This window comes from Paenibacillus ginsengihumi DSM 21568 (assembly GCF_000380965.1).
Lineage (GTDB): Bacteria > Bacillota > Bacilli > Paenibacillales > NBRC-103111 > Paenibacillus_G > Paenibacillus_G ginsengihumi.
Map to the genome: position 1 here is coordinate 26,147 of NZ_KB905548.1, position 24,383 is coordinate 50,529.

Below are 24,383 nucleotides of genomic sequence, written 5' to 3' on the forward strand. Positions count from 1 at the left end.
ATGGCGAACTCAGCGAGGGAGGGCCTTCCCTCCCTCCGATAAGCCTTGGAGGATAAACGATGATTGGGCTAACCCGGCTGAACGGCAGAGGCGTTACGATCAACGCGCTGTTGATCGAGACGGTGGAGGAAACGCCTGATACGATGATTACGCTCGTGAACGGAAAAAAATTTATGGTGCTGGAATCCGTTGCCGATGTGCTTCATTTGACTCAGCAGTTTTATCGAAAGATCGGATTGACCGGCGGAGTGATCAAGAGCCTGAATTCGGAGGGGTCATAAATTGCTTAGGAACAAAGTATTTCTCATGGTCGTCGCCATTATGATTGCGATCACGCTTATACTGACAGCCGCATTCGTATTGTGGACAACCATGGATAACAGCAGGCAAGCCCCGCAGACGACGGCGTACAACTCGGAGGACGGGGGCCAATGGGGCAAGCCCGTGCCGGCGGAGCAAGCCAAGGAGAATACCGTCGAGCTGAAAGAGATTATGACCAATCTGGCTGGCGGACAAAAATACATTCGAGTAAGCTTTGCTTTTGAATTGGAAAACAAGAAGGCCAAGGAAGAATTCGAGAAGCTTGACTTCAAGATGAAAGCGATCATTATCCAGACGCTGGCCGACATGACTTCCGAGCAGGTTAGCGGAAGCCAAGGTTTCGATGCGTTGACCTCGGCCCTTATGAATAAAATGAACCCGCTTCTCCAGGAAGGGAAACTGCGGCAGGTATACATAACAGACCACGTGATTCAATAGCGGCGGATGCCGCGCCGGTTGCAACAAGGAGGTGACGATGATGGTGGATGTGCTTTCGCAAAACGAGATCGATGCCCTGCTGGCGGCGCTCTCGTCCGGCGAGATGGATGCGGAAGAACTGAAAAAGGAAGAATCGCAAAAAAAGGTCAGAGCTTACGATTTTAAAAGGGCGGTCCGTTTTTCGAAGGATCATATTCGCAGCTTGACCCGAATTCACGAAAACTTCGCAAGATATTTGACCACTTACTTTTCCGCTCAATTGCGAACGTTCGTGCAGATTAACGTCGTGCAGGTGGAGCAGCTGCCTTATGACGAGTTTATTCGCTCCATCCCGAAGATGACGATTCTGAATATTTTCGAGGCGGAGCCACTCGAAGGCCGGATGGTGCTGGAGGTTCACCCCAATGTTGCCTTTGCGATGGTAGACCGTCTGCTTGGCGGAACCGGGACGTCGCCGGCCAAAATCAATGCGCTGACCGAGATTGAAACGAATGTGATGGAGCGCATCTTCAGTCGAACCTTCGAAAGTCTTCAGGAAGCCTGGAAAACGGTCGCCGATCTGAATCCGAGGCTGGAGGCGCTGGAGACGAACCCGCAGTTTATGCAGATCGTATCTCCGAACGAGACGATTGCGCTGATCTCGCTCAGCACCAAAATCGGCGATACGACCGGCATGATCAACCTGTGTATTCCTCATGTCGTCATTGAACCGATCATGCCCAGGCTTTCCGTGCATCATTGGTTCGTCTCGCAGAAGAAGAGCCGGGCGCCCGAGGAAGTGGACGCTCTGAGGGCAAGGCTTCACAAGGCGAAGCTTCCCCTGATTGCCGAACTCGGACATTCGCAGATTACGGTACGCGAGTTTTTGCAATTGTCTGTAGGGGATGTCATCAGCTTGAACAAACCGGTGGAGCAGCCGCTGCATATCAAAATCGGGGAGAAGCTCAAATATTTGGGAAGCCCTGGCACGATTCGCGGAAAAGTGGCGGTTCAGATCAATGAGATTGTCCAAGAAGGAGTTGAAGAAAATGACGAATAACAAAGATTATTTGTCTCAGGAAGAAATCGACGCTTTGTTGAGACAATCGTCAGAGGGCGGCCTGGTGGAGTCCTCCAGCGATGCCCCCGTAATTGAGAATTACTTGTCCTCGCTGGAGCAGGATGCGCTTGGCGAGATCGGCAATATCACCTTCGGCAGCGCCGCCACGGCCCTCTCCACGCTGCTCGGCAAGAAGGTCGACATCACGACGCCGAAAGTGTCGATTGTCATGAGAGATCAGCTCGCGGACGAGTTTCCGAAGCCTCATGTGGCGGTGCACGTGAACTATGTCGAAGGCTTCCATGGCATCAATCTGTTGGTGATCAAGACGCGCGATGCCCAGGTGATCGCCGATTTGATGATGGGGGGCGGCGGCATCATTACAGAGGAGGAGCTCACGGACATTCATATCAGCGCCGTGCAGGAAGCGATGAACCAGATGATGGGTTCGTCCGCAACCTCGATGTCGACGATATTCAACCGCTTTGTCAACATATCGCCGCCCGGTATCGATATATTGAACCTGGCAACCGATGAGGGAGCTTCGTCGATCCCGCCCGAAGATGTATTCATCAAAGTCTCTTTTCGCTTGACGATTGGGGATTTGATCGATTCGACGATTATGCAGCTCTTGCCGGTCGCGTTTGCGAAAGAGATGGTGTCCACTTTGATGGGAGGCGGCGAAAGCGCCGAACAGCCGGCAGAGGCTCCAGCGCCTTCCATGCCGCAGGTCGCACCGCCTGCTCCGCAAGCTTCGGCGCCGGCAGCGGAGCAAAGTCCGCCCGCTCCCCATCCGGTCCAGCCGCCGGGCGGAGCGCAGCCGTATGCCGAGCAGCCGCAGCAGCAAATACCGTATCAGCCGCCGGTACAGCAGCCCTATGCTCAGCCGGCTCCGCATCAGCCAGCTGCTTACGGCGCGGCCGCCGGGCGGAACGTGAACGTGCAGCCGGCCCAGTTCGGCAGCTTCGACGCGCCGCATCTGACTCCTGTCGAGGATACGAACCTGAATCTGCTGCTCGATATTCCGCTGAAGGTGACCGTCGAGCTGGGAAGAACGCACAAAATGGTAGGGGAGATTCTGGAGCTGTCGCAGGGCTCGATCATTGAGCTCGACAAGCTGGCCGGCGAGCCTGTCGACATTCTTGTCAACAACAAGCTGATTGCCAAAGGAGAGGTTGTCGTCATCGACGAGAATTTCGGGGTTCGCGTCACTGACATCGTCAATCAGTGGGACCGAATCCAGAAGCTGCAATATTGATCGCTCTCAGAGCGTACACGAGTAACAATATGACAAGGCCCAGGAGGAATGAATAAACTATGGCAAACCGCATTTTGATTGTTGACGACGCAGCATTTATGAGAATGATGATCCGCGATATTTTGACGAAAAACGGTTATGAGGTTGTCGGAGAAGCTAACGACGGCGCGCAGGCGATCGAGAAGTACAAGGAGCTTCGTCCGGATCTGGTGACGATGGACATTACGATGCCGGAGATGGACGGGATTCAGGCGCTCAAGGAAATCAAGAAGATCGACCCGAACGCCAAGGTCATCATGTGTTCTGCGATGGGGCAGCAGGCGATGGTTATCGATGCGATCCAGGCCGGGGCGAAAGACTTTATCGTCAAGCCGTTCCAGGCTGACCGCGTCATCGAAGCGATCAAGAAAACGATGGGCTGACGCCTTCGGCCCGCCTGCTAAAGCGTTAGGGGCGACCCCGAGCGAAAGGAATGTATGTGTTGAACAAATTCAGCGCTAAACTGTGTGCTGCCGTATTCGCAGGCATCGTACAAACAGCGGCGATGCCCGCTGCTGTTTGTATCGGAGCCGCCGGAGACGAGGCCGCGTCCGGGGGGGCGGGGGCGCAGCCCCCGGCCGCCGAACTCCCGTTTCCGGGCACGAGCTCCGCAGATACGATCTGGATGCTGCTTAAAGTGATCTTTTTTCTCATATTCATTATCGGCTTGTTCTTCATCATAATGAAGATCATTTCGCGAAATAATCGCTATTTGCTCGGCCGAACGATTCGTTCGCTCGGCGGCGTGCCGCTCGGAACGAACAAATCGATTCAGGTTGTGGAGATCGGCGGCACGCTGTATATTGTCGGCGTCGGGGAGAACATTCAGCTGATCGACAAGATCGACGATGCGGACAAGGCTTCCCAGCTTGCCGTCATGCTGACGGCATCGCCTGCCGCTCCTTCCGGGCTCGGCGAATGGCTAAGCAAGCTGCGGAAGAAGCCGACAGACGGGGAAGAGATCGAGCTGCCGCCATCCTTTCAGCAGGTGTTCCACAGCAAGCTGCAGCAGGTCACAGGCCGCAAACAAAGGGTGGAAGAGCTGTTGAACGACGAACAACTTACAGATCGGTTGAATGATAAGCCATGAACGAAAAGCAACGCATTTGGATCAGCTTGGCCATCCTCATCCTGCTCTGCGCCTCGGGCGGAACCGCTTATGCAGCCGACCCGATTCCGGGAGTGAATATCGACATCGGGACAGCGGAGGGCGGAGGCGGCGCTACGACCGTATCGATCATCCTGCTGCTGACGATTCTAAGCTTGTCGCCCGCCATTCTCGTGCTGATGACCAGCTTTACGCGCATCGTCATCGTGCTCGGGTTCGTCAGAACCTCGCTCGGCACGCAGCAGATGCCGCCGAACCAGGTGCTGATCGGCCTCGCCTTGTTTTTGACTTTTTTCATCATGGCGCCAACGCTGGGAGACATTAACCAGAACGCGCTGCAGCCTTATTTGCGGGAAGAGATCAGCCAGACCGACGCGCTGGAGAGAGCGTCGGCATCGATCAAGCAATTTATGTTCCACCATACGCGGGAGAAGGATTTGCAGCTGTTTTTGGAATATACGCAGGCTGCTCCGCCGAGCGGGGTGACGGATATTCCGCTGACGGCGCTCGTGCCCGCCTTTGCCATCAGCGAGCTGAAGACGGCATTTCAGATGGGATTCATGATCTTTATTCCTTTTCTTGTCATCGACATGATCGTCGCCAGCACCTTGATGGCGATGGGGATGATGATGCTTCCGCCGGTGATGATTTCGCTGCCCTTCAAAATATTGCTGTTTATTCTGGTGGACGGTTGGTATTTGGTCGTTCGATCGCTGCTGCTAAGCTATAACGCTTAGCCTACCTTGAGGCCCGTCGGGAGGTAATGAACTTGAGCTCCGAATTCATCATCAGATTGGCCGGGGAAGCGGTCTACACGACGCTCAAAGCAAGCGCGCCGATGATGGTGCTGGCTCTGGCCGTCGGCTTGCTCGTCAGTATTTTTCAGGCGACGACGCAAATTCAGGAGCAGACGCTTGCCTTCGTTCCGAAAATTATCGTCGTGCTGCTGGCAGTATTGATTTTCGGCCCATGGATTTTGAATACGCTGGTCGATTTTACTTATAATCTGCTCGGCAATTTGTACAATTACATCGGATAGACGCCGTCAGCGGCGTCACCTGCGGTACTGCAAAATGGAGCGTGCAGATTGCCGCCAAATTTTCGAGATAGACGCCTATGACGAGCGATTCCTGTCGTCATCGGCCGGTCACCTTCGGTGTTGAAATTTTGTCGGCGTATACCGCCAAATTTTCAAGATAGGTAGTGCGGACATGGAGTGGCTTACGCAGCATTTACCCGGACTTATGCTCTATTTTTGCCGGATCACATCGTTCTTGGTCGTTTCGCCGGTGTTTTCCGCGCATAACGTGCCGGCGCCGTTCAAGATCGGCCTGGCTTGCTTTACCGCCTTCATTGCGTATTTCGCTTATGGCGCGGCGACGCCGGTAACGATCGACGAGCAGTATTTTCCTTATGTGATTCGAGAAGTGCTTGTCGGCATTGCGCTCGGGTTCGTAGCCTACCTGTTCTTTACTGTGGTGCAAATCGCCGGAGCGTTCATCGACATCCAGCTCGGATTCGGCATCGCCAATGTGATCGATCCTTTGACGGGCGCGCAAAGCCCGGTGCTGGGCAATTTCAAATATGTGATCGCATTGCTGCTGTTTTTTGCGTTTAACGGGCATCACATGCTGCTTCGAGGCATTATCGACAGCTATGAGTGGATTCCGCTGACGAACGAGCTGTTCGCCCTCATGTATGGAGGGCAGCTGTCCGAATTTTTCATCAAGTCGTTCGGCGAAGTGTTCGCGCTCGCCTTTCAGATGGCCGCCCCGATCGTGATCTCGCTGTTTTTGACCGATCTGGGCTTGGGGCTCTTGGCCAGGGTCGCGCCGCAGTTCAATATTTTCGTCATTGGGCTGCCTTTGAAAATATTGCTCGGCTTTGCCGTCCTGCTGTTCATCTTTCCCGGATTCGAGTCGCTGTTCAGAAACCTGTTCAACGAGATGTTTGAGACGATGGAACAATTTTTCGGCCTTTTTGCCAATTGATCGGGAGTGGCGTTATGCGCTTGCGGCTTGATTTGCAGCTGTTCGCACAAGAGAAAACGGAACGCGCCACGCCGAAAAAACGGCAGGAGACAAGGAAAAAGGGCCAGGTCGCCAAAAGCATGGATTTGCCCGCGGCTTGTATCCTGCTGTTCTCCTTCTTGTCGCTGTCGATGTTCGGCGGATTCATGGGCGATCAGTTGATGTCCGTGCTGCGGCTCGTTTTTTACGACTATTTGACCGCCGATGTCACAAGCGGTAACATCAATGTTCTGTTTCAGGAACTTGCATTTAAAATATTGCTGATCGTCGGTCCGATTTTTTTGGTCGCCTTGATCGTGGCCATTCTGGGCAACTATTTGCAGATCGGCTTTCTGCTGACCAGCGAACCGCTGATGATGAAGTGGAATAAGCTGAATCCGATCGAAGGGGCCAAGCGTATTTTTTCCCTGCGGGCTGTCGTCGATTTTCTGAAATCCGTGCTGAAAATGCTCATTATCGGTTATGTGGTGTATACGACCCTGTGGGGCGCAAAAGAGCACATCATGCAGCTGTCCGGGCTTCCGCTCGAAGAGACGCTAAGCTTTACCGCGTCCTTGACGCTGAACCTGGGCATCAAGATCGGCATCGTGCTGATCGTGCTGGCCGCTTTCGATTACATGTATCAGAAATACGAATACGAGAAAAGCATCCGGATGTCCAAGCAGGATATCAAGGATGAATACAAAAAAACGGAGGGCGACCCGCTGATTAAAAGCAAAATCCGCGAGCGGCAGCGAAGGATGGCCTTGCAGCGGATGATGCAGGAGGTGCCCAAGGCGGACGTGGTCATTACGAACCCGACGCACTTTGCGGTCGCTTTGAAATACGATGCCGGCAAGATGGAGGCGCCGACGGTCGTCGCCAAGGGAGCGGATTACGTCGCTTTCAAAATCAAGGAAAAAGCCAAGGAGCACGGCATCCTTACAATGGAAAACAAACCGTTGGCACGGGCGCTGTACGCGCAGGTGGACATCGGGGAGACGATACCTGCGGACATGTTCCAGGCCGTCGCCGAGGTATTGGCATATGTGTACAAGGTGAAAGGAAAAGCGAATTAGATGCGAATGGCGCGTGTGAACGCCGCTGAATTTGCAGGAACGTATTATCCGCGATGAAGGAAGGAGAGGCACCCGCCAATGAGATCCAAAGACTTGGTCGTATTGATCGGCGTCATCGGTATTGTCTTGATGATGGTCTTGCCTATGCCGATATGGCTTTTGGATGTCCTGCTGATTGTCAACATTTCATTGGCGCTCCTGATCATTCTGGTCAGCATGAATACGCAGAATGCCCTGGAATTTTCCATTTTCCCGTCTCTGCTGCTGATCACGACGCTGTTTCGGCTGGCGCTGAACGTATCGACGACCAGGAACATTTTGACGCATGCCGATGCGGGAGAAGTCGTCCGGACGTTCGGCGAGTTTGTGGCCGGCGGCAATATCGTCGTAGGCTTCGTCGTCTTCCTCATTCTGGTGCTCGTGCAGTTCATCGTCATCACGAAAGGCTCCGAGCGCGTGGCTGAGGTTGCGGCGCGCTTCACGTTGGATGCGATGCCGGGCAAGCAGATGAGCATCGATGCCGACCTGAACGCCGGGCTGATCAACGAGCACCAGGCCAAGGAGCGGCGCGAAATGATCGCCCGCGAGGCCGATTTCTATGGCGCGATGGACGGCGCCAGCAAATTCGTCAAAGGCGACGCGATCGCCGGAATCATCATGCTGATCATCAACATCGTCGGCGGGTTGATCATCGGCATGGCCATGAAAGGGAAGTCGATCGGCGAAGCGGCCGAGGTGTATTCGATATTGACGATCGGCGACGGGCTGGTCAGCCAAATTCCGGCCCTGCTGATCTCGACAGCCGCCGGCATCATCGTGACGCGGGCCGCTTCCGACGGCAACCTGGCGCATGATCTGACCGGCCAGCTGCTCAACTACCCGAAGCTGCTCTATATCGTCGCAGGTACAATTACCGCCATCGGCATTTTTACGCCGATCCATCTTACGACGACGCTTCCGCTGGCCGCTCTGCTTGCCTTTGCGGCCTACCGGATGCAGCAGATCCACAACCGCAAGCAGGAAGCTGAAGTGCAAATGGAGGAGGAACAGCAGATCGAAGAAGTGCGAAGCCCGGAGAGTGTCATCAGCCTGCTGCAGGTCGATCCGATCGAATTCGAATTCGGCTACGGACTTATCCCGCTTGCGGACACCCAGCAGGGAGGCGATCTGCTGGATCGGATCATTCTGATCCGTCGGCAGTGCGCGCTGGAACTCGGCATCGTCGTTCCCGTCATCCGCATTCGCGACAATATTCAATTGAAGCCGAACGAATATGTCATCAAGATCAAAGGAAATACGGTAGCCCGCGGGGAACTTCTGCTCAATCATTATCTTGCGATGAGCCCCGGCTTCGACGACGAGGCGGTGACAGGCATCGATACGACAGAGCCGGCCTTCGGACTGCCGGCGCTGTGGATCGACGAGGCGACCAAGGAACGGGCCGAGCTGTCCGGCTATACGGTCGTCGATCCGCCGTCCGTCGTGGCGACGCATTTGACCGAGGTGATCAAGAAGCACGCCCACGAGCTGCTCGGACGCCAGGAGACGAAGGCTTTGATCGACAACGTCAGAGAAAGCTACCCGGCGTTGGTGGACGAGCTGATTCCGAACGTGCTGTCGATCGGCGATGTGCAGAAGGTGCTGGTCAAGCTGCTGCGCGAGAAAATTTCGGTGCGCGATATGGTGACGATTTTGGAGACGCTGGCGGACTACGGGACGTACTCCAAGGACACGGATATATTGACGGAATATGTCCGGCAAGCTCTCTCGCGGCAAATTACCCAGCAGTTCGTCCCCGGCAGCGAGCCGCTGCGCGTCATTACGGTCGGGCCGCAGCTTGAGAAGAAGATCGCCGAATCGATTCAGCAGTCGGATCAAGGCTCGTACGTATCGCTTGATCCTTCGTCCACCCAGATGATCTTTCAACGGCTGACCGAGCAGGCGAGCAAGCTGATCCAATCCGGGCAGCAGCCGGTCGTGCTGACGTCGCCTACCATCCGCATGTATTTGCGCCAGCTGCTGGAGCGGACGATGCAGGAGATTCCAGTTCTGTCGTACAGCGAACTGGAGCCGAATGTTGAAATTCAGAGCGTGGGAGTTGTCAATATATGAGAGTAAAACGTTACGTTGTCGACTCCATGCCCGATGCCATGCACAAAATCAGAACCGATCTGGGCAAGGATGCCGTTATCCTCAACACGAAGCAGATTCGCATGGGCGGCTTTTTGGGGATGTTCTCCAAAAAGAAAATCGAAGTGATTGCGGCGACGGACACCTCCTCCGCGGCGCCTGCGCGTCCGGCCGCCATGCCGGCGCCCCGCGCGGCGGAAGCCGCTTCGCCGCCGCTGTCCGTTGCCGGCGCTTACGCCGCAGGCGCCGCCGTGCAGCGGGCAGATGTAGGCGCCGGCCGCGGATCGGCAACGCAGGCTGCGGCGGCCCAGGAGGAGGCGGTAGAGCGGGGAACGGTCCGCTCTGTTGCTGCTTCTGACGCTCTGGCTCCCGCTGCCAACGGCGCCGCCGTCCGTCCGCGGGAATCTTGGACCGAGCCCGCCCCGGCGGCGGAGAACGTGCTGCTGGAAGAGATCAAGCAAATGAAGGAAATGATGAGCAGGATCTCCCGCTCGGCTGCCGTGTCCGAGCCGGAAGAGCCGGTTTTGACGGCGTGGCGGCAGCGTCTGCTCGCTCAGGAGATCGCTCCCGAGCTGGCGGAACGGCTGCTGGCCCGGGTAAGGCAGGATGCGGAGGAGGCGGGCGAGGCGATATCCGACGAGCTGGCTGCCCGTTCGCTTCGCTCACAGCTGGCGGAGATCGTGCCCGGAAGCAAGTCGCTGTCGGCAGAGACGAGAATCGCCCAATTCGTCGGGCCGACCGGTGTCGGCAAGACGACGACGATCGCCAAGCTCGCTGCCGAGCAGGTGCTGAAGCACCGCCGCAAGGTCGGCTTGATCACCGCCGACACGTACCGGGTCGCGGCCGTCGAGCAGCTGAGGACATACGCTTCCATCCTGAATGTGCCGCTGGAGGTCGTCGTCTCGCCGCTCGATTTGAACAAGGCGTTCGAAGCGCTGAAGGACCGCGATATTATTTTGATGGATACGGCCGGGCGCAATTTCCGCAACGAGATGCACGTATCGGAGACGAACGCGCTGCTGCGAGACCGGGGGGCAAGCGAGACGTATCTCGTCCTGAGCTTGACCACCAAGTATTCGGATATGCGGGCGATCGCCCGCAATTTCAGCCAGTACAAGCTGGATAAGGTGCTGTTTACCAAGATGGATGAAACCGAATCATACGGTTCCATCCTCAATTTGCTCGAGGAGTTCCCTTTGCAGCTGTCTTATTTGACGAACGGCCAAAGCGTCCCCGACGATATCGCGGAGGCCGACAGCCAGCGAATCATCGACGCTATTTTGGGGGAGCGGAGCTATGCATGATCAGGCGCAAGGCTTGCGAAATCTCGTCCGGCGCGCGCAGGCGCAGGGGCAAGCTGCGGGCAGGGGCACGCGCATCTTGACGGTAACGAGCGGCAAGGGCGGCGTCGGCAAATCGAATTTTACGCTGAACTTCGCGCTCGCTCTGCAGCGAAAAGGCTTTAAGACGCTGGTGTTCGACGCCGACATCGGCCTTGCCAACATCGACGTGCTCATGGGCGTGAGCTCCCAGCTCAGCCTGTATCATCTGTTGAAAAGGGAGAAGACGATCTGGGATATCGTGCAGACAGGCCATGAAGGCTTGCTGTTTATCGCCGGAGGCTCCGGCTTCAACGACCTGATTCGCCTCACGGAGGAGCAGCTCGACGAATTTGCGGAGCAGGTGAATGAGCTTAGCGGCAAAGTCGATTTTATCATTTTCGATACCGGAGCGGGCCTGTCCAAGGAAACATTGAAATTTATCGTCGCGGCCCAGGAAACGATTGTCGTAACGACGCCGGAGCCCACCTCCATTACAGATGCCTATGCGATTGTCAAGATGGTCCATGCGATGCAGAGCGATGTCCGCTTCAGATTAGTCGTTAATCGGACGGCCGACATCGCGGAGGGACGTCATACGGCGGACAAAATCCGCATGGTTGCCAAAAAATTTTTGCAGCTCGACATCCCGGTGCTCGGCTATGTCGCCGATGACCCTCACGTCTCGAAGGCGGTCAAGCAGCAAGTTCCGTTTACCGTTGCTTACCCGCACTGCGAGGCGGCCCGTTCGATCGAGCGGCTGGCCAGCGATTTCATCGCCGGGCAGCCTCCGGACGAGTCGGGAGAAGGCGCCGTCAAGGGATTTCTTAACAAGATGATGAGGCTGTTCAGGCCGTAGCGCCTGCTCGAGCTTGTGCCTCACAGACAGGCAGGCGCCCAGGCTGTTCAGCGAGGACAGAAGGAGTGAACCCCTATGGTGCAGTATGACGTGTTGGTGGTGGACGATTCCGTCTTTATGCGCAAAATCATATCCGATTTGATCGCCTCCGAGCCGGAGTTCCGGGTCGCGGGAACGGCGAGAAACGGCCGGGAAGCGGTCGAGCTGGTCAAAGAGCTGCAGCCGCACGTCGTGACGATGGATGTCGAGATGCCGGAGATGAACGGACTGGAGGCGCTGCGGGCGATTATGCGCGAAAGGCCGACGCCGGTCATCATGCTCAGCAGCTTGACGCAGGAAGGGGCTGCCGAGACGATCCGGGCGCTGGAATGGGGAGCCTTCGATTTTGTCGGCAAACCGTCAGGGTCGATTTCGCTCGATTTGCACAAGGTGAAATCGCTTCTGATCGAGAAGCTGCACGCCGCCGTCAAGGCGAAGCTCGGCCCTCCTCCGGGACGCCCGCTGCCGGCATTGGGCCGCAGAGCGGATGAGAGACCGGCGGCTTCGCCGCGCAAGCAGGGCTCGCACAGCACGGTGTTCAGTCATATCGCGGCGATCGGCACCTCGACCGGCGGGCCGCGGGCGCTGCACCAGGTGCTCTCCGCGATGCCTTCCGACTTTCCGGGGCCTGTCGTGATCGTTCAGCATATGCCGCCGAATTTTACGAAATCGCTGGCCGAACGGCTCGATTCGATCTCGCCGCTGCGGGTAACGGAGGCAGCGGAAGGAGACGTGCTCGAGAGCGGCAGGGCTTATTTGGCTCCGGGAGGGTTCCATATGTCCATCGCCCGTCATGGCTCGAACGGGTACAAGGTTCACCTGTCCCGAGAGGAACCGCGCGGAGGACATCGCCCGTCGGTTGACGTGCTGTTCGAATCGCTTTTGCCGCTCAAGGAATTGAAGCGCCATATCGTGCTCATGACCGGCATGGGCTCCGACGGCGCCAAGGGCATGCAGGCGCTCCGCAAGGCGGGGGCGGTCACGACCATCGCCGAATCGGAGGAGACCTGCGTCGTGTACGGCATGCCGAGGGCGGCCGTCAATCTGGACTGCGTCACCGACATCGTGCCGCTGCACGGCATCGCCGGCAAGCTGATGCAGGCGGTCGGCATGCGGTTGTAGGCGGCAGCACACTCATGTAGGCAACTGTCGGCAACGATACATAACGCGTTCGACAAGAGAGGGTGGTTAGGCAATGGACATGAATCAGTATCTCTCGATGTTCATCGACGAATCGAGGGAGCATTTGCAGGCGATGAACGATAATGTGCTCAGCCTCGAAGCGAGTCCCGAGGATGTCTCCATCGTCAACAACATTTTTCGTTCCGCGCATACGCTCAAAGGAATGTCCGCTACGATGGGCTTCGAGGACCTCGCGTCCTTGACCCACGAAATGGAGAACGTGCTGGACCTGGTGCGCAATCACCAGCTGAAGATGGACGAATTTATTTTCGATTGCATTTTCAAAAGCCTGGATGCGCTGGAATCGATGGTGGACGACATTATTCAGGGAGGCGCCGGCAAGGCTGACGTCGCCGATATCGTCGCATCGCTGAAATCGATCGTATCCGGAGATTATTTAAAAAGCGGGGGCGGCTCAGCTGCCGGCGCTGCCGGCGCCTCCGGGGCAGGCGGACGGGCGGAGCTGGACGAGTTCCAGTTCTCGATTTTGCAGCAGTCCATCGAAGCCGGCGTGCCGGTGCTGCGGCTGCAGGTGCATGTGCGCGAAGATTGCGTGCTGAAAGCGGCGCGGGCATATATGGTCTTCCAGACGCTCGAGGCGAATGGAGAAGTGATCCAGGCCGTGCCGTCCGTGGAGGAGATCGAGCAGGAGCGCTTCGAGAACTCGTTCACCGTCTATTATATTTCCCATATAGACAAAGAGCAGCTCAGCGGGCAGATCGGGGCGATCTCCGAGATTGAACGCGTCGATGTTCAGGTGCTCGACCTGCCTCTGCTGCAAAGCTTGATGCAGCCGCTGGCATCCGCCAAGGACGAGATTGCCGCCGCGGCCGCTCCGGCCGCAGCGACCAAGGCGCAGGAAGCCAAGCCGCCGGCCGGGAGCAAGCCTGCGGAAGCCCGCAAACCGGGCGGCTCCGGAGGCGCTCCGGTCGCGACGCGCACGATTCGGGTGGATATCGACCGGCTGGATACGCTGATGAATCTGTTCAGCGAGCTGCTGATCGACCGCGTCCGTCTGGAGCAGCTGGCCGGCGAAATTCGCCGCAGCGATTTGATCGAGACCGTCGAGCATATGGCCAGGGTCAGCAGCGATCTGCAAAATATTGTGCTCAAGCTCCGCATGGTGCCGATCGATACGGTGTTCAACCGGTTTCCGCGCATGGTCCGCGACGTCGCCAAGACGCTGGAGAAGAAGGTCGATCTAATCATTACCGGCGCCGATACGGAGCTGGACCGGACGGTGATCGACGAGATCGGCGATCCGCTCGTCCATCTGCTGCGCAACGCGGTCGACCACGGGCTCGAGCCGACCAAAGACCGGATCAAGCTCGGCAAGCCGGAAACGGGAACGATTCACTTGCGCGCTTACCATAGCGGCAACCATGTATTCATCGAGGTTGAGGACGACGGCCGCGGCATCAATCGCGAGGCGGTTCTCAAGAAGGCGATGCAAAACGGAATCGTCAGTCCCGAGCAGGCGGACAAAATGTCGGATAACGATGTCTACCTGCTGCTCTTCGCCTCGGGCTTCAGCACTGCCGAGAAGCTGTCGGACATTTCCGGCCGGGGTGTCGGCCTGGATGTCGTCAAGACAAAGATCGAAAGCTTGGGCGGAAGCCTGCAGGTGGAATCGAAGCTTGGCTCCGGCTCCAAATTTTCCGTCCAGCTTCCGCTGTCGCTATCGATTATCGCCGCCATGCTGATCCGTCTGGGCGACGAGAAATACGCGATTCCGCTGTCATCCATCGTGGAGACGATGACGATCCGCAAGGAGCAGATTCGTCAAGTTCACAAAAGCCGCATGGTCGATTACCGGCAAGGCGTCATTCCGTACGTGCCGCTCGCGGAAATGTTCGATGCGCCGGGGACTGCGGATTCGCTCAGCGGCGAAGTTCAACTCGTCATCGTCCGCAAAGGGGAGAAGCTGGCCGCTCTTGCCGTCGACGAGTTCATCGGCCAGCAGGAGATCGTGCTCAAATCGCTCGGCAAATATCTGACCCAGACGTTCGCGATATCCGGAGCAACCATACTCGGCGACGGGCAGGTCGCGCTGATCGTCGATCCGAGCGCCTTGATCAAATGATAGATCTTGTCGCAGACATCTGCGATTTTCGCAGGGGCGGCATTGCCAGTGCCCATCCCTGCGATCCTTACATTCGACGAAGTCTGTCGGTGAATTTCAGTACCGCAGGTGACGACCGATGGCGAAGATTCGTTCGTCTCAGGCGTCAAATCCAATGCTAGGGGGCTAAGCTTGTGGGACAAGAGCTGAAAGTAATCGTCTTTGCGCTGGGCGCTGAAGAATACGGCGTCGAAGTGGAAAAAGTGAAAACGATCGAACGGATGCAGCCGATGACGCGCGTGCCCAAAACGCCCGCATTCATCAAGGGCGTCATCAATTTGCGGGGCGTTGTCACGCCGGTTATCGATCTGCGGGGCCGCTTCGGTCTCGAGGAGACGGAATATACGGACAATACCCGCATCATCATCGTAGCGGTGGGCGACCTGGAGGTCGGGTTGATCGTGGATTCCGCCAACGACGTCATTGACGTAGACGAGGATCACATCGAGGAGCCGCCGGAGGTCGTCGGCGGCATCAAGGCGAAATATTTGCGCGGCATCGCCAAGACCGGAGACGATCGTCTGCTCGTGATGCTTAATCTGTCGGAAGTGCTGAACAAAAACGAAATTATCCAGCTCGAGCAGATAGGGGAATGACGCCGGATGACTTCGCTCAACGCATTCGGCGAGCTTCAGTTGGACGTTCTTCGGGAAGTCGGCAATATCGGGGCGGGACATGCGGCGACCGCGCTGTCCCAGCTGCTGGACAAGCCGATCGATATGCTTGTGCCTAAAGTGCGAATTGTCCCTTTCGAGGAAATTGCCGATAGCGTCGGCGGCGCGGAGCAGGTCGTCGTAGCCATCTTCCTGCGCGTCGAAGGGGAGACTCCGGGCAATTTGTTCTTTATCATTACGGTGGATTCGGCCAAGAGGCTGCTGCATAACCTGGCTTCGCTTGCGGCCGGACAAGGGGACGACTTTTCGGAGATGGAATTGTCGGCGCTGCATGAGATCGGCAACATTCTCGCGGGCTCGTATTTGTCCTCGCTGGCCGATTTTACCAAGCTATCGATGTATCCTACCGTTCCGGCGCTGGCGATCGACATGGCCGGTGCGATATTGAGCTACGGCCTGATCCAGTTCGGGCAGATGGGGGATCATGCGCTTTTGATCGATACCCAGTTTTGGGAAGGCAGCGATGAAGTGAAGGGGCATTTCTTCCTGATCCCCGATCCGGAATCGTTCGGCAAAATTTTTGCGGCGCTGGGAGTGCACTCCCTATGATTCAAGATCAATATATAAAAGTTGGAATGGCCGACTTGAATGTCACCAGCCGCATAGGCGTATTGAAAACGACGGGGCTCGGCTCCTGCGTCGGCGTCACGCTGTACGATGCCGCGGCGAAAGTGGCCGGCATGGCCCACGTCATGCTGCCAAGCTCGAGCATCGCCCGGGAAGGGACGCTGAACGTAGCCAAATATGCGGATACCGCCATTCCCGAGATGATCCGGCGGATGGAGGATTTGGGCGCCCGAACGGAGCGAATGGAAGCAAAGCTCGCGGGAGGGGCGCAGATGTTCGCCTTCGGCGGCAGCTCGGATACGATGCGGATCGGTCCCCGCAACGTCGAATCGTGCAAGGAGCTTCTGAAGCGGTACGCCATTCCGCTGAAAGCGGAAGATACGGGCGGCAATTACGGAAGAACGATCGAATTGGACTGCGAAACCGGGGTGCTCTTCATCCGGAGCGTACAGAAGGGAATCAAGGAGTTGTAGGTCATGATCGGTACGATACGATGGAATTTGATCGTCGGCGCCGTCGGCTTCGTCCTGACGTTTGCGCTGTCGATGGGCAGCAATATTTGGCTTACGACGCTGCTTCGCAGCTGCTACAGCTTTGCCACATTGTTTGTCGTTGTGTTTTTGTTCCGGTGGATACTGGGCACATTCGGAGGTCTGGTCGGTCTTCAGGATGCGGAATCGCCGGCGCCGGCTGCCGGCGAGGAGCCTGCCAAAGGTCAGGCGCTGGATATGGTGACGCCGGACGACGAAGAAGATCTGCACCGCCTGCTGAAAGACCAGGCGGCTCCTTCCGCCGCGGAGGGAGACGCGACCTTCACCCCGCTCGACCCGCCGAAGCTGACGACCAGGACGCAGCTGCAGGCGGACGAAATGGCTCAGGCGGTGCGCCGCATGTCCCAAGAATAAAGGTGGTGAGAACCGGTCATGATTCAAAAAAAAGTCCAACTGCCTCATATGGATGTATGGAAAAGGTGGAGGGAACAAAGGCAGCTGGAGGCAAAGCAGGCGCTGATCGAATTTTATTTGCCGCTGGTCGATTACGTTTCGGGCCGGATGTCGGCCGGATTGCCCAAAAATGTGGCGAAGGACGACTTGACCAGCTTCGGAATTATGGGATTGATCGATGCGATCGAAAAATTCGATTACGAACGGGGATTGCAGTTCGAGACCTATGCGTCGTGGCGCATCCGCGGCGCCATCATTGACGGGCTTCGCCAAGGAGACTGGGTGCCGAGATCGGTCCGGGAGAAGACGAAGAAGATCGAGGAGGCTTATCAGAAGCTTGAGCAGCAGCATTTGCGCTCTGTAACCGATGCAGAAATCAGCGCCTATTTGAACGTGACAGAAGACGAGTTCCGGCATATGCTGCAGGAGGTCGCTTTGACCAGCGTATGCTCGATCGACGATCCGATCCGGGAAGAGGAGTCCGAGACGCGGTTGTCCCTGCTCGTCGACGAGAAGGCCACGAATCCCGAGTCGAAGGTCAATGAATTTTATTTGAAGGAAATGCTGGCCAAATCGATCGAGAAGCTGACGGAGAAAGAACGGACGGTTATATCGCTATTTTACTTTGAGGAGCTGTCCTTGAGTGAAATCGCCGAGGTCATGAAGCTATCGCCATCGAGAATTTCGCAGCTGCACTCCAAAGCGATTTTGCGTTTACGCGGCTCGTTAAACCGGTACAAAAACCAATTGTTTAACGACTGACGAACGAAAGAGATGGGGCGTGAAGCATGAGCGATCAAACGATGCCGTTAAGCTATTATTTGGATATCTCACTATCCGACGACAAAACGAGCGCATACTTGCGCTTCACCAACTGCGAGCCTTCCTTCAAGGTGACCAAAGAGCAGCTGGATGAATTTATCGAGTCGCATCACATCGTATACGGATTGGATGAAGGCGTTCTGTATTCCATCGCAGCGGAGCCGAAGGCTTACTTCGGCAGCAGTACGCTGATCGCCAGCGGCAGACCGCCGCAGGACGGGAAGGACGGATATATCCGCTATTTGTTCAACCTGGACGATCGGGCGCGCAGACCGGTAGAACTGGACGACGGTACCGTCAATTACAAGGAAATTACGGCGATACATAACGTGCGCAAAGGACAGCTCATCGCTGAGCGGATACCGCCGACGCCGGGCATTCCCGGCCAGGCGGTCACAGGGGAGGAGCTTCCCGCCAGGGACGGCAAGGAAGCCCGCTTCAAGCTGGGCAAGAACGTCGTCACCGATCCGCAGCAAACGGGCTTGTATGCGGCGATCGACGGCATGATGACGAAGACGGACCGCGATAAAATCAATGTATTCCCGGTATTCGAAGTGAACGGCGACGTCGACTACAATATCGGCAATATCAATTTCGTCGGCAATGTGGTCGTTCGGGGCAGCGTGCTGACTGGCTTTCGGATCAAAGCCGAAGGAGATATCCGCGTCACCGGAAGCGTCGACGGCGCGGATTTGGAAGCGGGGGGATCAATCGAGATTAGCGCCGGCATTTTAGGCGGAAACAAGGGCATGATCCGCGCCGGCCAATCAGTCAAATGCTCATTTATCCAGGATGCGGTTGTGGAAGCGGGAGCAGATGTGCTCGTCACCCAAAGCATCATGCACTCGCATATCCGGGCAGGCCACAGCGTCGTTTGCCAGGGAACCAAAGGCTTGATCGTCGGCGGAACGATCCAGGCGGGCGAACGTGTCGTCGCACGCACAATCGGCAACTCGATGTCGACGATGACGTCGATCGAGGTCGGTGTTCTCCCTGAGCTGCGCAACGAGCTGCAGCAGCTGCGGCAGCAGCTGAAAGGACTGAACGAAACGAAGGACAAAGCGGAGAAAGCGCTGCAGCTGCTTGACCAGATGGCGGCGGCTGGCCAGCTGACGCCGGAGAAGGTCGCCATGCGCATCAAGCTGAATCATTCCAAGCGCCAGACGGCGGAAGAGTTGTTGGCTGTGAAGGAGCGAATTCTGGAAATCGAAAAGTCGCTGGAGGATTCGGAGAAAGCCAAGGTGGAAGTCGTCGCGACCATATACGGAGGCACGAAAATCGTTATCGGTCGTTACACGAAGTTCGTCAAGGATACCGCCACCCGCGTCAAATACCAGCTGATGGACGGCGACGTGGCCGTACTGCCGCTCGGGTAAACGGAGGAGCGGCAGCGTCCAGCAGGGGAGGAATCGTCGGATGAATATGAAGCCGGTCGAGCTGCAATTCGCCATTCATAAAAATGACGAAGCGGGGCTCAAGCAGAACCAGCTGATGCATAAGCCGGTGCACGATCAGGCGGTGCTGGCCGGAGAGGCAGGCCGGGAGATGGAGAAGGAACGGAGAACCGCCGCGGCGACGGAAGCGTCCAAATTCGCCAACATTTACGATGACGAGGGACAGCCAGGCCAGCGAGACTCAGGCGGGCGTTCCGGGGGACGGCGTTCCGGCGGCAGGGGAGAAGAGCCCGGCTCTTCGGGGGCGGACGGACATCCGTACAAGGGGCGCCATATCGACTTGCTATTATAATGTAGAAAAAGAAAAACGCTTGTGACGAGCGAAGGCTTCGTCATCGGTCGTTCACCTTCGGCGCCTGAAAAATTTCAGGCAGATCGACTTCAAATTTTCAAGATAGACGCCTATGACGAACGCTATCTTGCGTCATCGGTCGTCACTTGCGGTGTTGAAATTTTGTCGGCGTATACCGCCAAATTTTCAAGATAGGTGATTGATATTGGATCAACCTTGGATGTACGTTGTGCTGATCGGACTTGTGCTGATCGTTTATGCTTCTCTATTGCCCAGGACAGTGGCCGGCAAGCGGCAGCAGGAGACGGCCGCAAGCGAAATGGCGGAGGCGATGGATGTGCTTGCCGCCGAGCTTGAGGAGCAGCACCGGGAAATCGCGCAGATGGTATCGGAGATGCGAAAGGAGCATCAGGAGCGCATCCGCGAGTTGGCTTCCCGGCTCGAAGAGTCCGAACGGCAGCGGCTTCGGGACAAGGAACGGCTCGGCGAGCTGTCTCTGGCGGTGGAACGCGCGTCGTCGTCCGCTTCAGGGCAGCCGGCTGTCGCTGCGGCTGAACAAATGCGGGAAGCGTCCAAGCAGCCGGCTGCCGAAGCAGGGGAACCGGCGGCAGCGGCTGAACCGGCGAAATCGGCGGAAGCGGCGCAGGCGGCACCCTTGCACGGACAGCCGCAGCCTGCCGCGCGCAACTTGCGCGCTGCGGATGCGCAGGACCCCGGCCCGGCTGCGGAAGCCCCTGCCGAACCTAAGGCCGATCCCGAGAGCGCTTCCGACTTCGGCAGTTTAAGACGGCGGTACAGCGAGCTGTTCTTCCTGCACGACCAAGGCAAATCGGTCGATGCGATCGCCAGGAAGCTGGGAATGAACAAAGGCGAAGTGAGCCTAATTATTCAGCTGGCAAAGCGGGAGGATGAGGCGCATGCTTAGGAACCGGTCGCTGTTATCCGGCCTCGGCTTCGGAGTCATTCTAGGCGCGCTATTGCTGCAGCTGATGAACGCGGCCGGCCATTCCGGCGGACTGCCGCCGGCGGAGCAAGCGCCGCAGCCGGAGGAGCTCGATATGAAGCAGCTGAAAGAGACGGCCGCCCAATATTACCAGTTGTTTGAGAAGGGCGAGACCGTGTACACCCAGCAGCAGGTGGACGAGCTGCTTGCCCAGCGGCTGCAGGAGGAAAAAGACAGGCATGCCGCCGAGCTGGCGGCGCAGGCCGCGGCCCGGCCGGACACCATTATTTATGTCGCCAAGGGGCAGGAGGTTTGGCAAGTGGGGGAAATGCTCGTGAAGAGCGGCCTGATTGCCGAGCGCAAAGACTTTGAAGACAAGATGTACGCCAAGCGGCTGCACAATAAAATGGTACCCGGAGCTCATGCGTTCAAAGAGTCGATGGAGCTTGACCAGATCATCGCTGAGCTGACGGGACGATAACGACAGATCCGCGCGATTGCCGGATCTGTTTTTTTTGCCGAATGAAGCGGCAATTAGCTCGGTAAGGCCGGAAGGAGCAGCAGCCGACAAGCCTCCCATAGCCAAGGCAGGGAGCATGAATAAGCGCTCTCTCGAATACCGCCCGCCGCGCTTATTCGTTCTCGTTCGACAAGGTGTTGCATACCAAAATCAGTTATGGTATATTAGTTGACGGTGTTGAAAACACACGCAGGCTAATTTCGTCAAGGGTGCTTCCCAAGCGGGGAGTTTTGGCGGAAAATGCGGCCGGCGGAGGCAACCAAAAACCATATGAGGAGGTGCGTGAGGATGGCAGTAATCTCCATGAAACAGCTTCTGGAAGCTGGGGTACACTTCGGTCATCAGACCCGTCGCTGGAACCCGAAAATGGATCGATACATCTTCACCGAAAGAAACGGCATTTACATCATCGACCTGCAGAAGACGGTCAAAAAAGTCGAGGAAGCTTACAACTTCGTAAGACAGCTCGCAGCGGACAACGGAACGATTCTGTTCGTCGGCACCAAGAAGCAGGCGCAAGACTCCGTAGCGGAGGAAGCGGAGCGCTGCGGCATGTACTATATCAACCAGCGTTGGCTGGGCGGTACGCTGACCAACTTCCAAACGATTCAAAAGCGTGTTAACCGTCTGCACGAGCTGACGAAATGGGAAGAAGACGGCACGTTCGACGTGCTGCCGAAGAAAGAGGTTATCCTGCTCCGCAAGGAGAAAGACCGTTTGGAGAAATTCCTTGGCGGCATCAAGAACATGAAGCGCTTGCCTGACGCGCTGTTCGTCATCGATCCGCGCAAAGAGCGCATTGCCGTTGCGGAAGCCCGCAAGCTCGGCATCCCGATCGTCGGTATCGTCGATACGAACTGCGATCCGGACGAGATCGATTACGTCATTCCGGGCAACGATGACGCGATTCGCGCCGTGAAGCTGCTGACGTCCAAGATTGCCGATGCAGTCGTTGAAGCGAATCAAGGCGAGCAGACGACAGCCTAATGATTGAATAATAAGAAAGGGTGGTTTAAAGGTGCAAAATCCTTTCACCGCCCTTTTTTTGGGGTACATATCCATATACAAGGAGGCCACAATATGGCAGCAGTAAGTGCGGCATTGGTAAAAGAATTGCGTGAAAAAACCGGAGCAGGCATGCTCGATTGCAAGAAGGCGCTGGAGGAGGCCAACGGCGATATCGCGAAAGCTTCCGAACTGCTTCGCGAGAAAGGTCTGGCTGCGGCGGCGAACAAAGCAGGCCGCGTCGCGACCGAAGGGCTCGTCGAATCCTACATTCATGCCGGCGGCCGGATCGGCGTGCTGGTCGAAGTGAACTGCGAAACCGACTTCGTTGCGAAGACCGATCAATTCCGCGAGTTTGTGAAAGACATCGCCATGCAGATTGCCGCGGCTAATCCGCTGTACGTGCGCCGCGAAGAAGTGCCTCAGGAGGCGCTGGACAAGGAGCGCGAAATTTTGAAAAATCAAGCGCTCAACGAAGGCAAGCCGGCTCATATCGTCGAGAAGATGGTCGAAGGCCGCATGGGCAAATATTACGAGGAAGTTTGCTTGATGGAGCAATCGTTCATCAAGGATCCGGACAAAACGATCGAGACGCTGCTCAAGGAAAAAGTGGCTACGATCGGCGAAAATATTTCGATCCGCCGTTTCGTTCGTTTCGAACTGGGCGAAGGTCTCGAGAAGAAGCAGGAAAACTTCGCAGAAGAAGTAATGTCGCAAGTGAAACTTTAAAATCAAGGATAAAAGCGGGAACACGTTGTGTTCCTTCTTTTATAAGCAATAAGCAAGTCACGAACAATGAAGTGTCATGGCTCTTGCAGGCTTAGCATGCTCTTGGACAGGCGGCGTTTGCTTGAGCGGGCAAGAGACGCAGCGTCGCTTGCGCAGGCATCGGGCAGGCCTGGAGCCGTTCTTTTGAAACGGAGGTATGAGAGTGGAACGTCCGATATATAAACGGGTTATTTTAAAGCTGAGCGGGGAAGCGTTGGCGGGGCAGCAAGGATACGGCATCGACTCCGATATGATTACTTCGATTGCGGCGCAGGTGAAGGAAGTCGTCGATTTGGGCGTAGAGGTGGCTGTCGTCGTCGGCGGCGGCAATATATGGCGCGGCATCGCCGGCAGCAAGAAGGGAATCGATCGGGCTACGGCAGACTATATGGGCATGCTGGCTACCGTGATGAATTCGCTTGCGCTCCAGGACGCGCTCGAGACGATTGACGTTCCGACACGGGTGCAAACCTCCATCACCATGCAGCAGGTAGCGGAGCCTTACATTCGGCGCCGCGCCATTCGCCACTTGGAGAAAGGCCGGGTTGTCATCTTTGCTGCAGGTACGGGCAATCCGTATTTTTCGACGGATACGACCGCGGCGCTGCGGGCAGCCGAGATCGAAGCAGAGGTCATCCTGATGGCGAAGAACAAGGTGGACGGCGTCTATACGGCCGATCCGTTCAAGGATGCCTCGGCGACAAAGTACGAAACCCTGACCTATCTCGAAGTGTTGAACAACAATCTCGGCGTAATGGACGCAACGGCATCTTCGCTTTGTATGGACAACAACATTCCGCTTGTCGTGTTCTCGATCACCGAGAGCGGGAATATCAAGCGCGTTGTGCTTGGAGATAAAATAGGAACGATTGTAAAGGGGAGTGTGTGACAATGCCTCAAGCGATCAAGAAAAATGCGGAAGAGCGCATGGATAAAGCGATCGTCGCTTTGAAAAAAGAACTGCTGTCCTTGCGGGCGGGACGTGCGACGCCGGCGCTGCTGGACCGCGTGCAGGTGGAGTATTACGGTACGATGACGCCGGTCAATCAGCTGGCGAATATCAACACGCCCGATTCCCGGACGCTCATGATTCAGCCTTGGGATAAGAGCTCGATCGGCGCGATCGAGAAGGCGATCCTGAAGTCCGATCTCGGACTTACGCCTTCCAACGACGGCAACGCCATTCGGATCGTCATTCCGGCTTTGACGGAGGAGCGCAGAAACGAGCTTGTGAAGATGACTCGCAAGTTCGGCGAGGAGGCGAAGGTTGCGATCCGCAATATTCGCCGTGATGCCAACGATGACATCAAGAAGCTGGAGAAGACGGGCATTTCCGAGGACGAATCGCGCCGTCATCAAGACGAAATTCAGAAGTTTACCGATAAATTTATCGCCGAAGTAGATAAAGTGCTGGCTTCCAAAGAAAAGGAAATCATGGAAGTATAATTGTCG

General features: G+C 56.6%; 28 protein-coding genes. All 28 read left to right on the forward strand.

Annotated features, from left to right (window positions below):
• Positions 1–59 precede the first annotated feature (59 nt).
• On the forward strand, positions 60–281 hold the full coding sequence (locus F591_RS0100140) for a flagellar FlbD family protein (RefSeq protein ID WP_019532541.1): 222 nt from the start codon (positions 60–62) through the stop codon (positions 279–281).
• 1 nt (position 282) lies between these two features.
• The gene (locus tag F591_RS0100145; RefSeq protein WP_026326265.1) at positions 283–759 is read left to right on the forward strand and encodes a flagellar basal body-associated FliL family protein; all 477 of its coding nucleotides are present in this window, start codon (positions 283–285) and stop codon (positions 757–759) included.
• Between the two features lie 40 nt (positions 760–799).
• Positions 800–1,798, forward strand: a complete 999-nt coding sequence (gene fliM / locus F591_RS0100150) for a flagellar motor switch protein FliM (protein WP_019532543.1) — start codon at positions 800–802, stop codon at positions 1,796–1,798.
• On the forward strand, positions 1,788–3,056 hold the full coding sequence (gene fliY, locus F591_RS0100155; protein WP_019532544.1) for a flagellar motor switch phosphatase FliY: 1,269 nt from the start codon (positions 1,788–1,790) through the stop codon (positions 3,054–3,056). The genes fliM and fliY overlap by 11 nt, the downstream gene beginning before the upstream one ends.
• Before the next feature lie 59 nt (positions 3,057–3,115).
• Entirely contained in the window at positions 3,116–3,478 is a 363-nt protein-coding gene (locus F591_RS0100160; RefSeq protein WP_019532545.1) for a response regulator, read from the forward strand.
• 50 nt (positions 3,479–3,528) lie between these two features.
• Positions 3,529–4,185 (forward strand): flagellar biosynthetic protein FliO, encoded by a 657-nt coding sequence (locus F591_RS0100165; RefSeq protein WP_051109064.1) that lies wholly within the window; start codon positions 3,529–3,531, stop codon positions 4,183–4,185.
• Complete coding sequence (gene fliP / locus F591_RS0100170) at positions 4,182–4,940, forward strand: flagellar type III secretion system pore protein FliP (RefSeq protein WP_019532547.1); 759 nt, start codon at positions 4,182–4,184, stop codon at positions 4,938–4,940. The genes F591_RS0100165 and fliP overlap by 4 nt, the downstream gene beginning before the upstream one ends.
• Positions 4,941–4,972: 32 nt before the next feature.
• Complete coding sequence (gene fliQ, locus F591_RS0100175) at positions 4,973–5,242, forward strand: flagellar biosynthesis protein FliQ (RefSeq protein WP_019532548.1); 270 nt, start codon at positions 4,973–4,975, stop codon at positions 5,240–5,242.
• Positions 5,243–5,414: 172 nt separating this feature from the next.
• On the forward strand, positions 5,415–6,194 hold the full coding sequence (gene fliR / locus F591_RS0100180) for a flagellar biosynthetic protein FliR (protein ID WP_026326267.1): 780 nt from the start codon (positions 5,415–5,417) through the stop codon (positions 6,192–6,194).
• Between the two features lie 14 nt (positions 6,195–6,208).
• On the forward strand, positions 6,209–7,291 hold the full coding sequence (gene flhB / locus F591_RS0100185; RefSeq protein ID WP_019532550.1) for a flagellar biosynthesis protein FlhB: 1,083 nt from the start codon (positions 6,209–6,211) through the stop codon (positions 7,289–7,291).
• A gap of 78 nt (positions 7,292–7,369) precedes the next feature.
• Entirely contained in the window at positions 7,370–9,403 is a 2,034-nt protein-coding gene (gene flhA / locus F591_RS0100190; RefSeq protein ID WP_019532551.1) for a flagellar biosynthesis protein FlhA, read from the forward strand.
• The gene (gene flhF / locus F591_RS0100195; protein ID WP_019532552.1) at positions 9,400–10,725 is read left to right on the forward strand and encodes a flagellar biosynthesis GTPase FlhF; all 1,326 of its coding nucleotides are present in this window, start codon (positions 9,400–9,402) and stop codon (positions 10,723–10,725) included. The genes flhA and flhF overlap by 4 nt, the downstream gene beginning before the upstream one ends.
• A complete protein-coding gene (locus F591_RS0100200) occupies positions 10,718–11,599 on the forward strand; it encodes a MinD/ParA family protein (protein ID WP_019532553.1) in 882 nt (293 codons plus the stop codon). The genes flhF and F591_RS0100200 overlap by 8 nt, the downstream gene beginning before the upstream one ends.
• Before the next feature lie 75 nt (positions 11,600–11,674).
• Complete coding sequence (locus F591_RS0100205; protein WP_019532554.1) at positions 11,675–12,760, forward strand: protein-glutamate methylesterase/protein-glutamine glutaminase; 1,086 nt, start codon at positions 11,675–11,677, stop codon at positions 12,758–12,760.
• A 73-nt stretch (positions 12,761–12,833) separates the two neighbouring features.
• The gene (locus F591_RS0100210) at positions 12,834–14,903 is read left to right on the forward strand and encodes a chemotaxis protein CheA (protein WP_019532555.1); all 2,070 of its coding nucleotides are present in this window, start codon (positions 12,834–12,836) and stop codon (positions 14,901–14,903) included.
• Positions 14,904–15,076: 173 nt separating this feature from the next.
• Complete coding sequence (locus F591_RS0100215) at positions 15,077–15,538, forward strand: chemotaxis protein CheW (protein WP_019532556.1); 462 nt, start codon at positions 15,077–15,079, stop codon at positions 15,536–15,538.
• A 6-nt stretch (positions 15,539–15,544) separates the two neighbouring features.
• On the forward strand, positions 15,545–16,165 hold the full coding sequence (locus tag F591_RS0100220; protein WP_019532557.1) for a chemotaxis protein CheC: 621 nt from the start codon (positions 15,545–15,547) through the stop codon (positions 16,163–16,165).
• Positions 16,162–16,656 carry a chemotaxis protein CheD gene (locus F591_RS0100225; RefSeq protein WP_019532558.1) on the forward strand — a complete coding sequence of 165 codons (495 nt, stop codon included), beginning with the start codon at positions 16,162–16,164 and terminating at the stop codon, positions 16,654–16,656. The genes F591_RS0100220 and F591_RS0100225 overlap by 4 nt, the downstream gene beginning before the upstream one ends.
• Before the next feature lie 3 nt (positions 16,657–16,659).
• The gene (locus F591_RS0100230) at positions 16,660–17,088 is read left to right on the forward strand and encodes a hypothetical protein (RefSeq protein WP_019532559.1); all 429 of its coding nucleotides are present in this window, start codon (positions 16,660–16,662) and stop codon (positions 17,086–17,088) included.
• Positions 17,089–17,106: 18 nt separating this feature from the next.
• Entirely contained in the window at positions 17,107–17,889 is a 783-nt protein-coding gene (locus tag F591_RS0100235; RefSeq protein WP_019532560.1) for a FliA/WhiG family RNA polymerase sigma factor, read from the forward strand.
• A gap of 26 nt (positions 17,890–17,915) precedes the next feature.
• Positions 17,916–19,325, forward strand: a complete 1,410-nt coding sequence (locus tag F591_RS0100240) for a flagellar assembly protein A (protein WP_019532561.1) — start codon at positions 17,916–17,918, stop codon at positions 19,323–19,325.
• A 40-nt stretch (positions 19,326–19,365) separates the two neighbouring features.
• Positions 19,366–19,695: a hypothetical protein gene (locus tag F591_RS0100245; RefSeq protein WP_019532562.1), complete on the forward strand. Its 330-nt coding sequence runs from the start codon at positions 19,366–19,368 to the stop codon at positions 19,693–19,695.
• A gap of 205 nt (positions 19,696–19,900) precedes the next feature.
• Positions 19,901–20,620 (forward strand): hypothetical protein, encoded by a 720-nt coding sequence (locus F591_RS0100250; RefSeq protein ID WP_156829405.1) that lies wholly within the window; start codon positions 19,901–19,903, stop codon positions 20,618–20,620.
• On the forward strand, positions 20,613–21,119 hold the full coding sequence (locus F591_RS0100255) for a hypothetical protein (RefSeq protein ID WP_019532564.1): 507 nt from the start codon (positions 20,613–20,615) through the stop codon (positions 21,117–21,119). Before F591_RS0100250 ends, F591_RS0100255 begins: the two co-directional genes overlap by 8 nt.
• Positions 21,120–21,446: 327 nt before the next feature.
• On the forward strand, positions 21,447–22,145 hold the full coding sequence (gene rpsB / locus F591_RS0100260) for a 30S ribosomal protein S2 (protein ID WP_019532565.1): 699 nt from the start codon (positions 21,447–21,449) through the stop codon (positions 22,143–22,145).
• A 93-nt stretch (positions 22,146–22,238) separates the two neighbouring features.
• Positions 22,239–22,892: a translation elongation factor Ts gene (gene tsf, locus F591_RS0100265; protein WP_019532566.1), complete on the forward strand. Its 654-nt coding sequence runs from the start codon at positions 22,239–22,241 to the stop codon at positions 22,890–22,892.
• A gap of 202 nt (positions 22,893–23,094) precedes the next feature.
• Complete coding sequence (gene pyrH / locus F591_RS0100270; RefSeq protein WP_019532567.1) at positions 23,095–23,820, forward strand: UMP kinase; 726 nt, start codon at positions 23,095–23,097, stop codon at positions 23,818–23,820.
• Positions 23,821–23,822: 2 nt separating this feature from the next.
• The gene (frr, locus tag F591_RS0100275) at positions 23,823–24,377 is read left to right on the forward strand and encodes a ribosome recycling factor (RefSeq protein ID WP_019532568.1); all 555 of its coding nucleotides are present in this window, start codon (positions 23,823–23,825) and stop codon (positions 24,375–24,377) included.
• Positions 24,378–24,383 lie beyond the last annotated feature (6 nt).

Excerpts from the sequence above, each read along its gene's own strand:
- F591_RS0100240 (WP_019532561.1), top strand. The coding sequence starts at position 17,916 with ATGAGCGATCAAACGATGCCGTTAAGCTATTATTTGGATATCTCACTA.
- fliP (WP_019532547.1), top strand. The coding sequence starts at position 4,182 with ATGAACGAAAAGCAACGCATTTGGATCAGCTTGGCCATCCTCATCCTG.
- tsf (WP_019532566.1), top strand. The coding sequence starts at position 22,239 with ATGGCAGCAGTAAGTGCGGCATTGGTAAAAGAATTGCGTGAAAAAACC.
- F591_RS0100165 (WP_051109064.1), top strand. The coding sequence starts at position 3,529 with ATGTATGTGTTGAACAAATTCAGCGCTAAACTGTGTGCTGCCGTATTC.
- fliY (WP_019532544.1), top strand. The coding sequence starts at position 1,788 with ATGACGAATAACAAAGATTATTTGTCTCAGGAAGAAATCGACGCTTTG.
- F591_RS0100140 (WP_019532541.1), top strand. The coding sequence starts at position 60 with ATGATTGGGCTAACCCGGCTGAACGGCAGAGGCGTTACGATCAACGCG.
- frr (WP_019532568.1), top strand. The coding sequence starts at position 23,823 with ATGCCTCAAGCGATCAAGAAAAATGCGGAAGAGCGCATGGATAAAGCG.
- flhB (WP_019532550.1), top strand. The coding sequence starts at position 6,209 with ATGCGCTTGCGGCTTGATTTGCAGCTGTTCGCACAAGAGAAAACGGAA.
- F591_RS0100225 (WP_019532558.1), top strand. The coding sequence starts at position 16,162 with ATGATTCAAGATCAATATATAAAAGTTGGAATGGCCGACTTGAATGTC.
- F591_RS0100205 (WP_019532554.1), top strand. The coding sequence starts at position 11,675 with ATGGTGCAGTATGACGTGTTGGTGGTGGACGATTCCGTCTTTATGCGC.
- F591_RS0100220 (WP_019532557.1), top strand. The coding sequence starts at position 15,545 with ATGACTTCGCTCAACGCATTCGGCGAGCTTCAGTTGGACGTTCTTCGG.
- F591_RS0100200 (WP_019532553.1), top strand. The coding sequence starts at position 10,718 with ATGCATGATCAGGCGCAAGGCTTGCGAAATCTCGTCCGGCGCGCGCAG.
- fliM (WP_019532543.1), top strand. The coding sequence starts at position 800 with ATGGTGGATGTGCTTTCGCAAAACGAGATCGATGCCCTGCTGGCGGCG.
- F591_RS0100160 (WP_019532545.1), top strand. The coding sequence starts at position 3,116 with ATGGCAAACCGCATTTTGATTGTTGACGACGCAGCATTTATGAGAATG.
- F591_RS0100210 (WP_019532555.1), top strand. The coding sequence starts at position 12,834 with ATGGACATGAATCAGTATCTCTCGATGTTCATCGACGAATCGAGGGAG.
- F591_RS0100235 (WP_019532560.1), top strand. The coding sequence starts at position 17,107 with ATGATTCAAAAAAAAGTCCAACTGCCTCATATGGATGTATGGAAAAGG.
- flhF (WP_019532552.1), top strand. The coding sequence starts at position 9,400 with ATGAGAGTAAAACGTTACGTTGTCGACTCCATGCCCGATGCCATGCAC.
- F591_RS0100255 (WP_019532564.1), top strand. The coding sequence starts at position 20,613 with ATGCTTAGGAACCGGTCGCTGTTATCCGGCCTCGGCTTCGGAGTCATT.
- rpsB (WP_019532565.1), top strand. The coding sequence starts at position 21,447 with ATGGCAGTAATCTCCATGAAACAGCTTCTGGAAGCTGGGGTACACTTC.
- F591_RS0100230 (WP_019532559.1), top strand. The coding sequence starts at position 16,660 with ATGATCGGTACGATACGATGGAATTTGATCGTCGGCGCCGTCGGCTTC.
- F591_RS0100245 (WP_019532562.1), top strand. The coding sequence starts at position 19,366 with ATGAATATGAAGCCGGTCGAGCTGCAATTCGCCATTCATAAAAATGAC.
- fliR (WP_026326267.1), top strand. The coding sequence starts at position 5,415 with ATGGAGTGGCTTACGCAGCATTTACCCGGACTTATGCTCTATTTTTGC.
- flhA (WP_019532551.1), top strand. The coding sequence starts at position 7,370 with ATGAGATCCAAAGACTTGGTCGTATTGATCGGCGTCATCGGTATTGTC.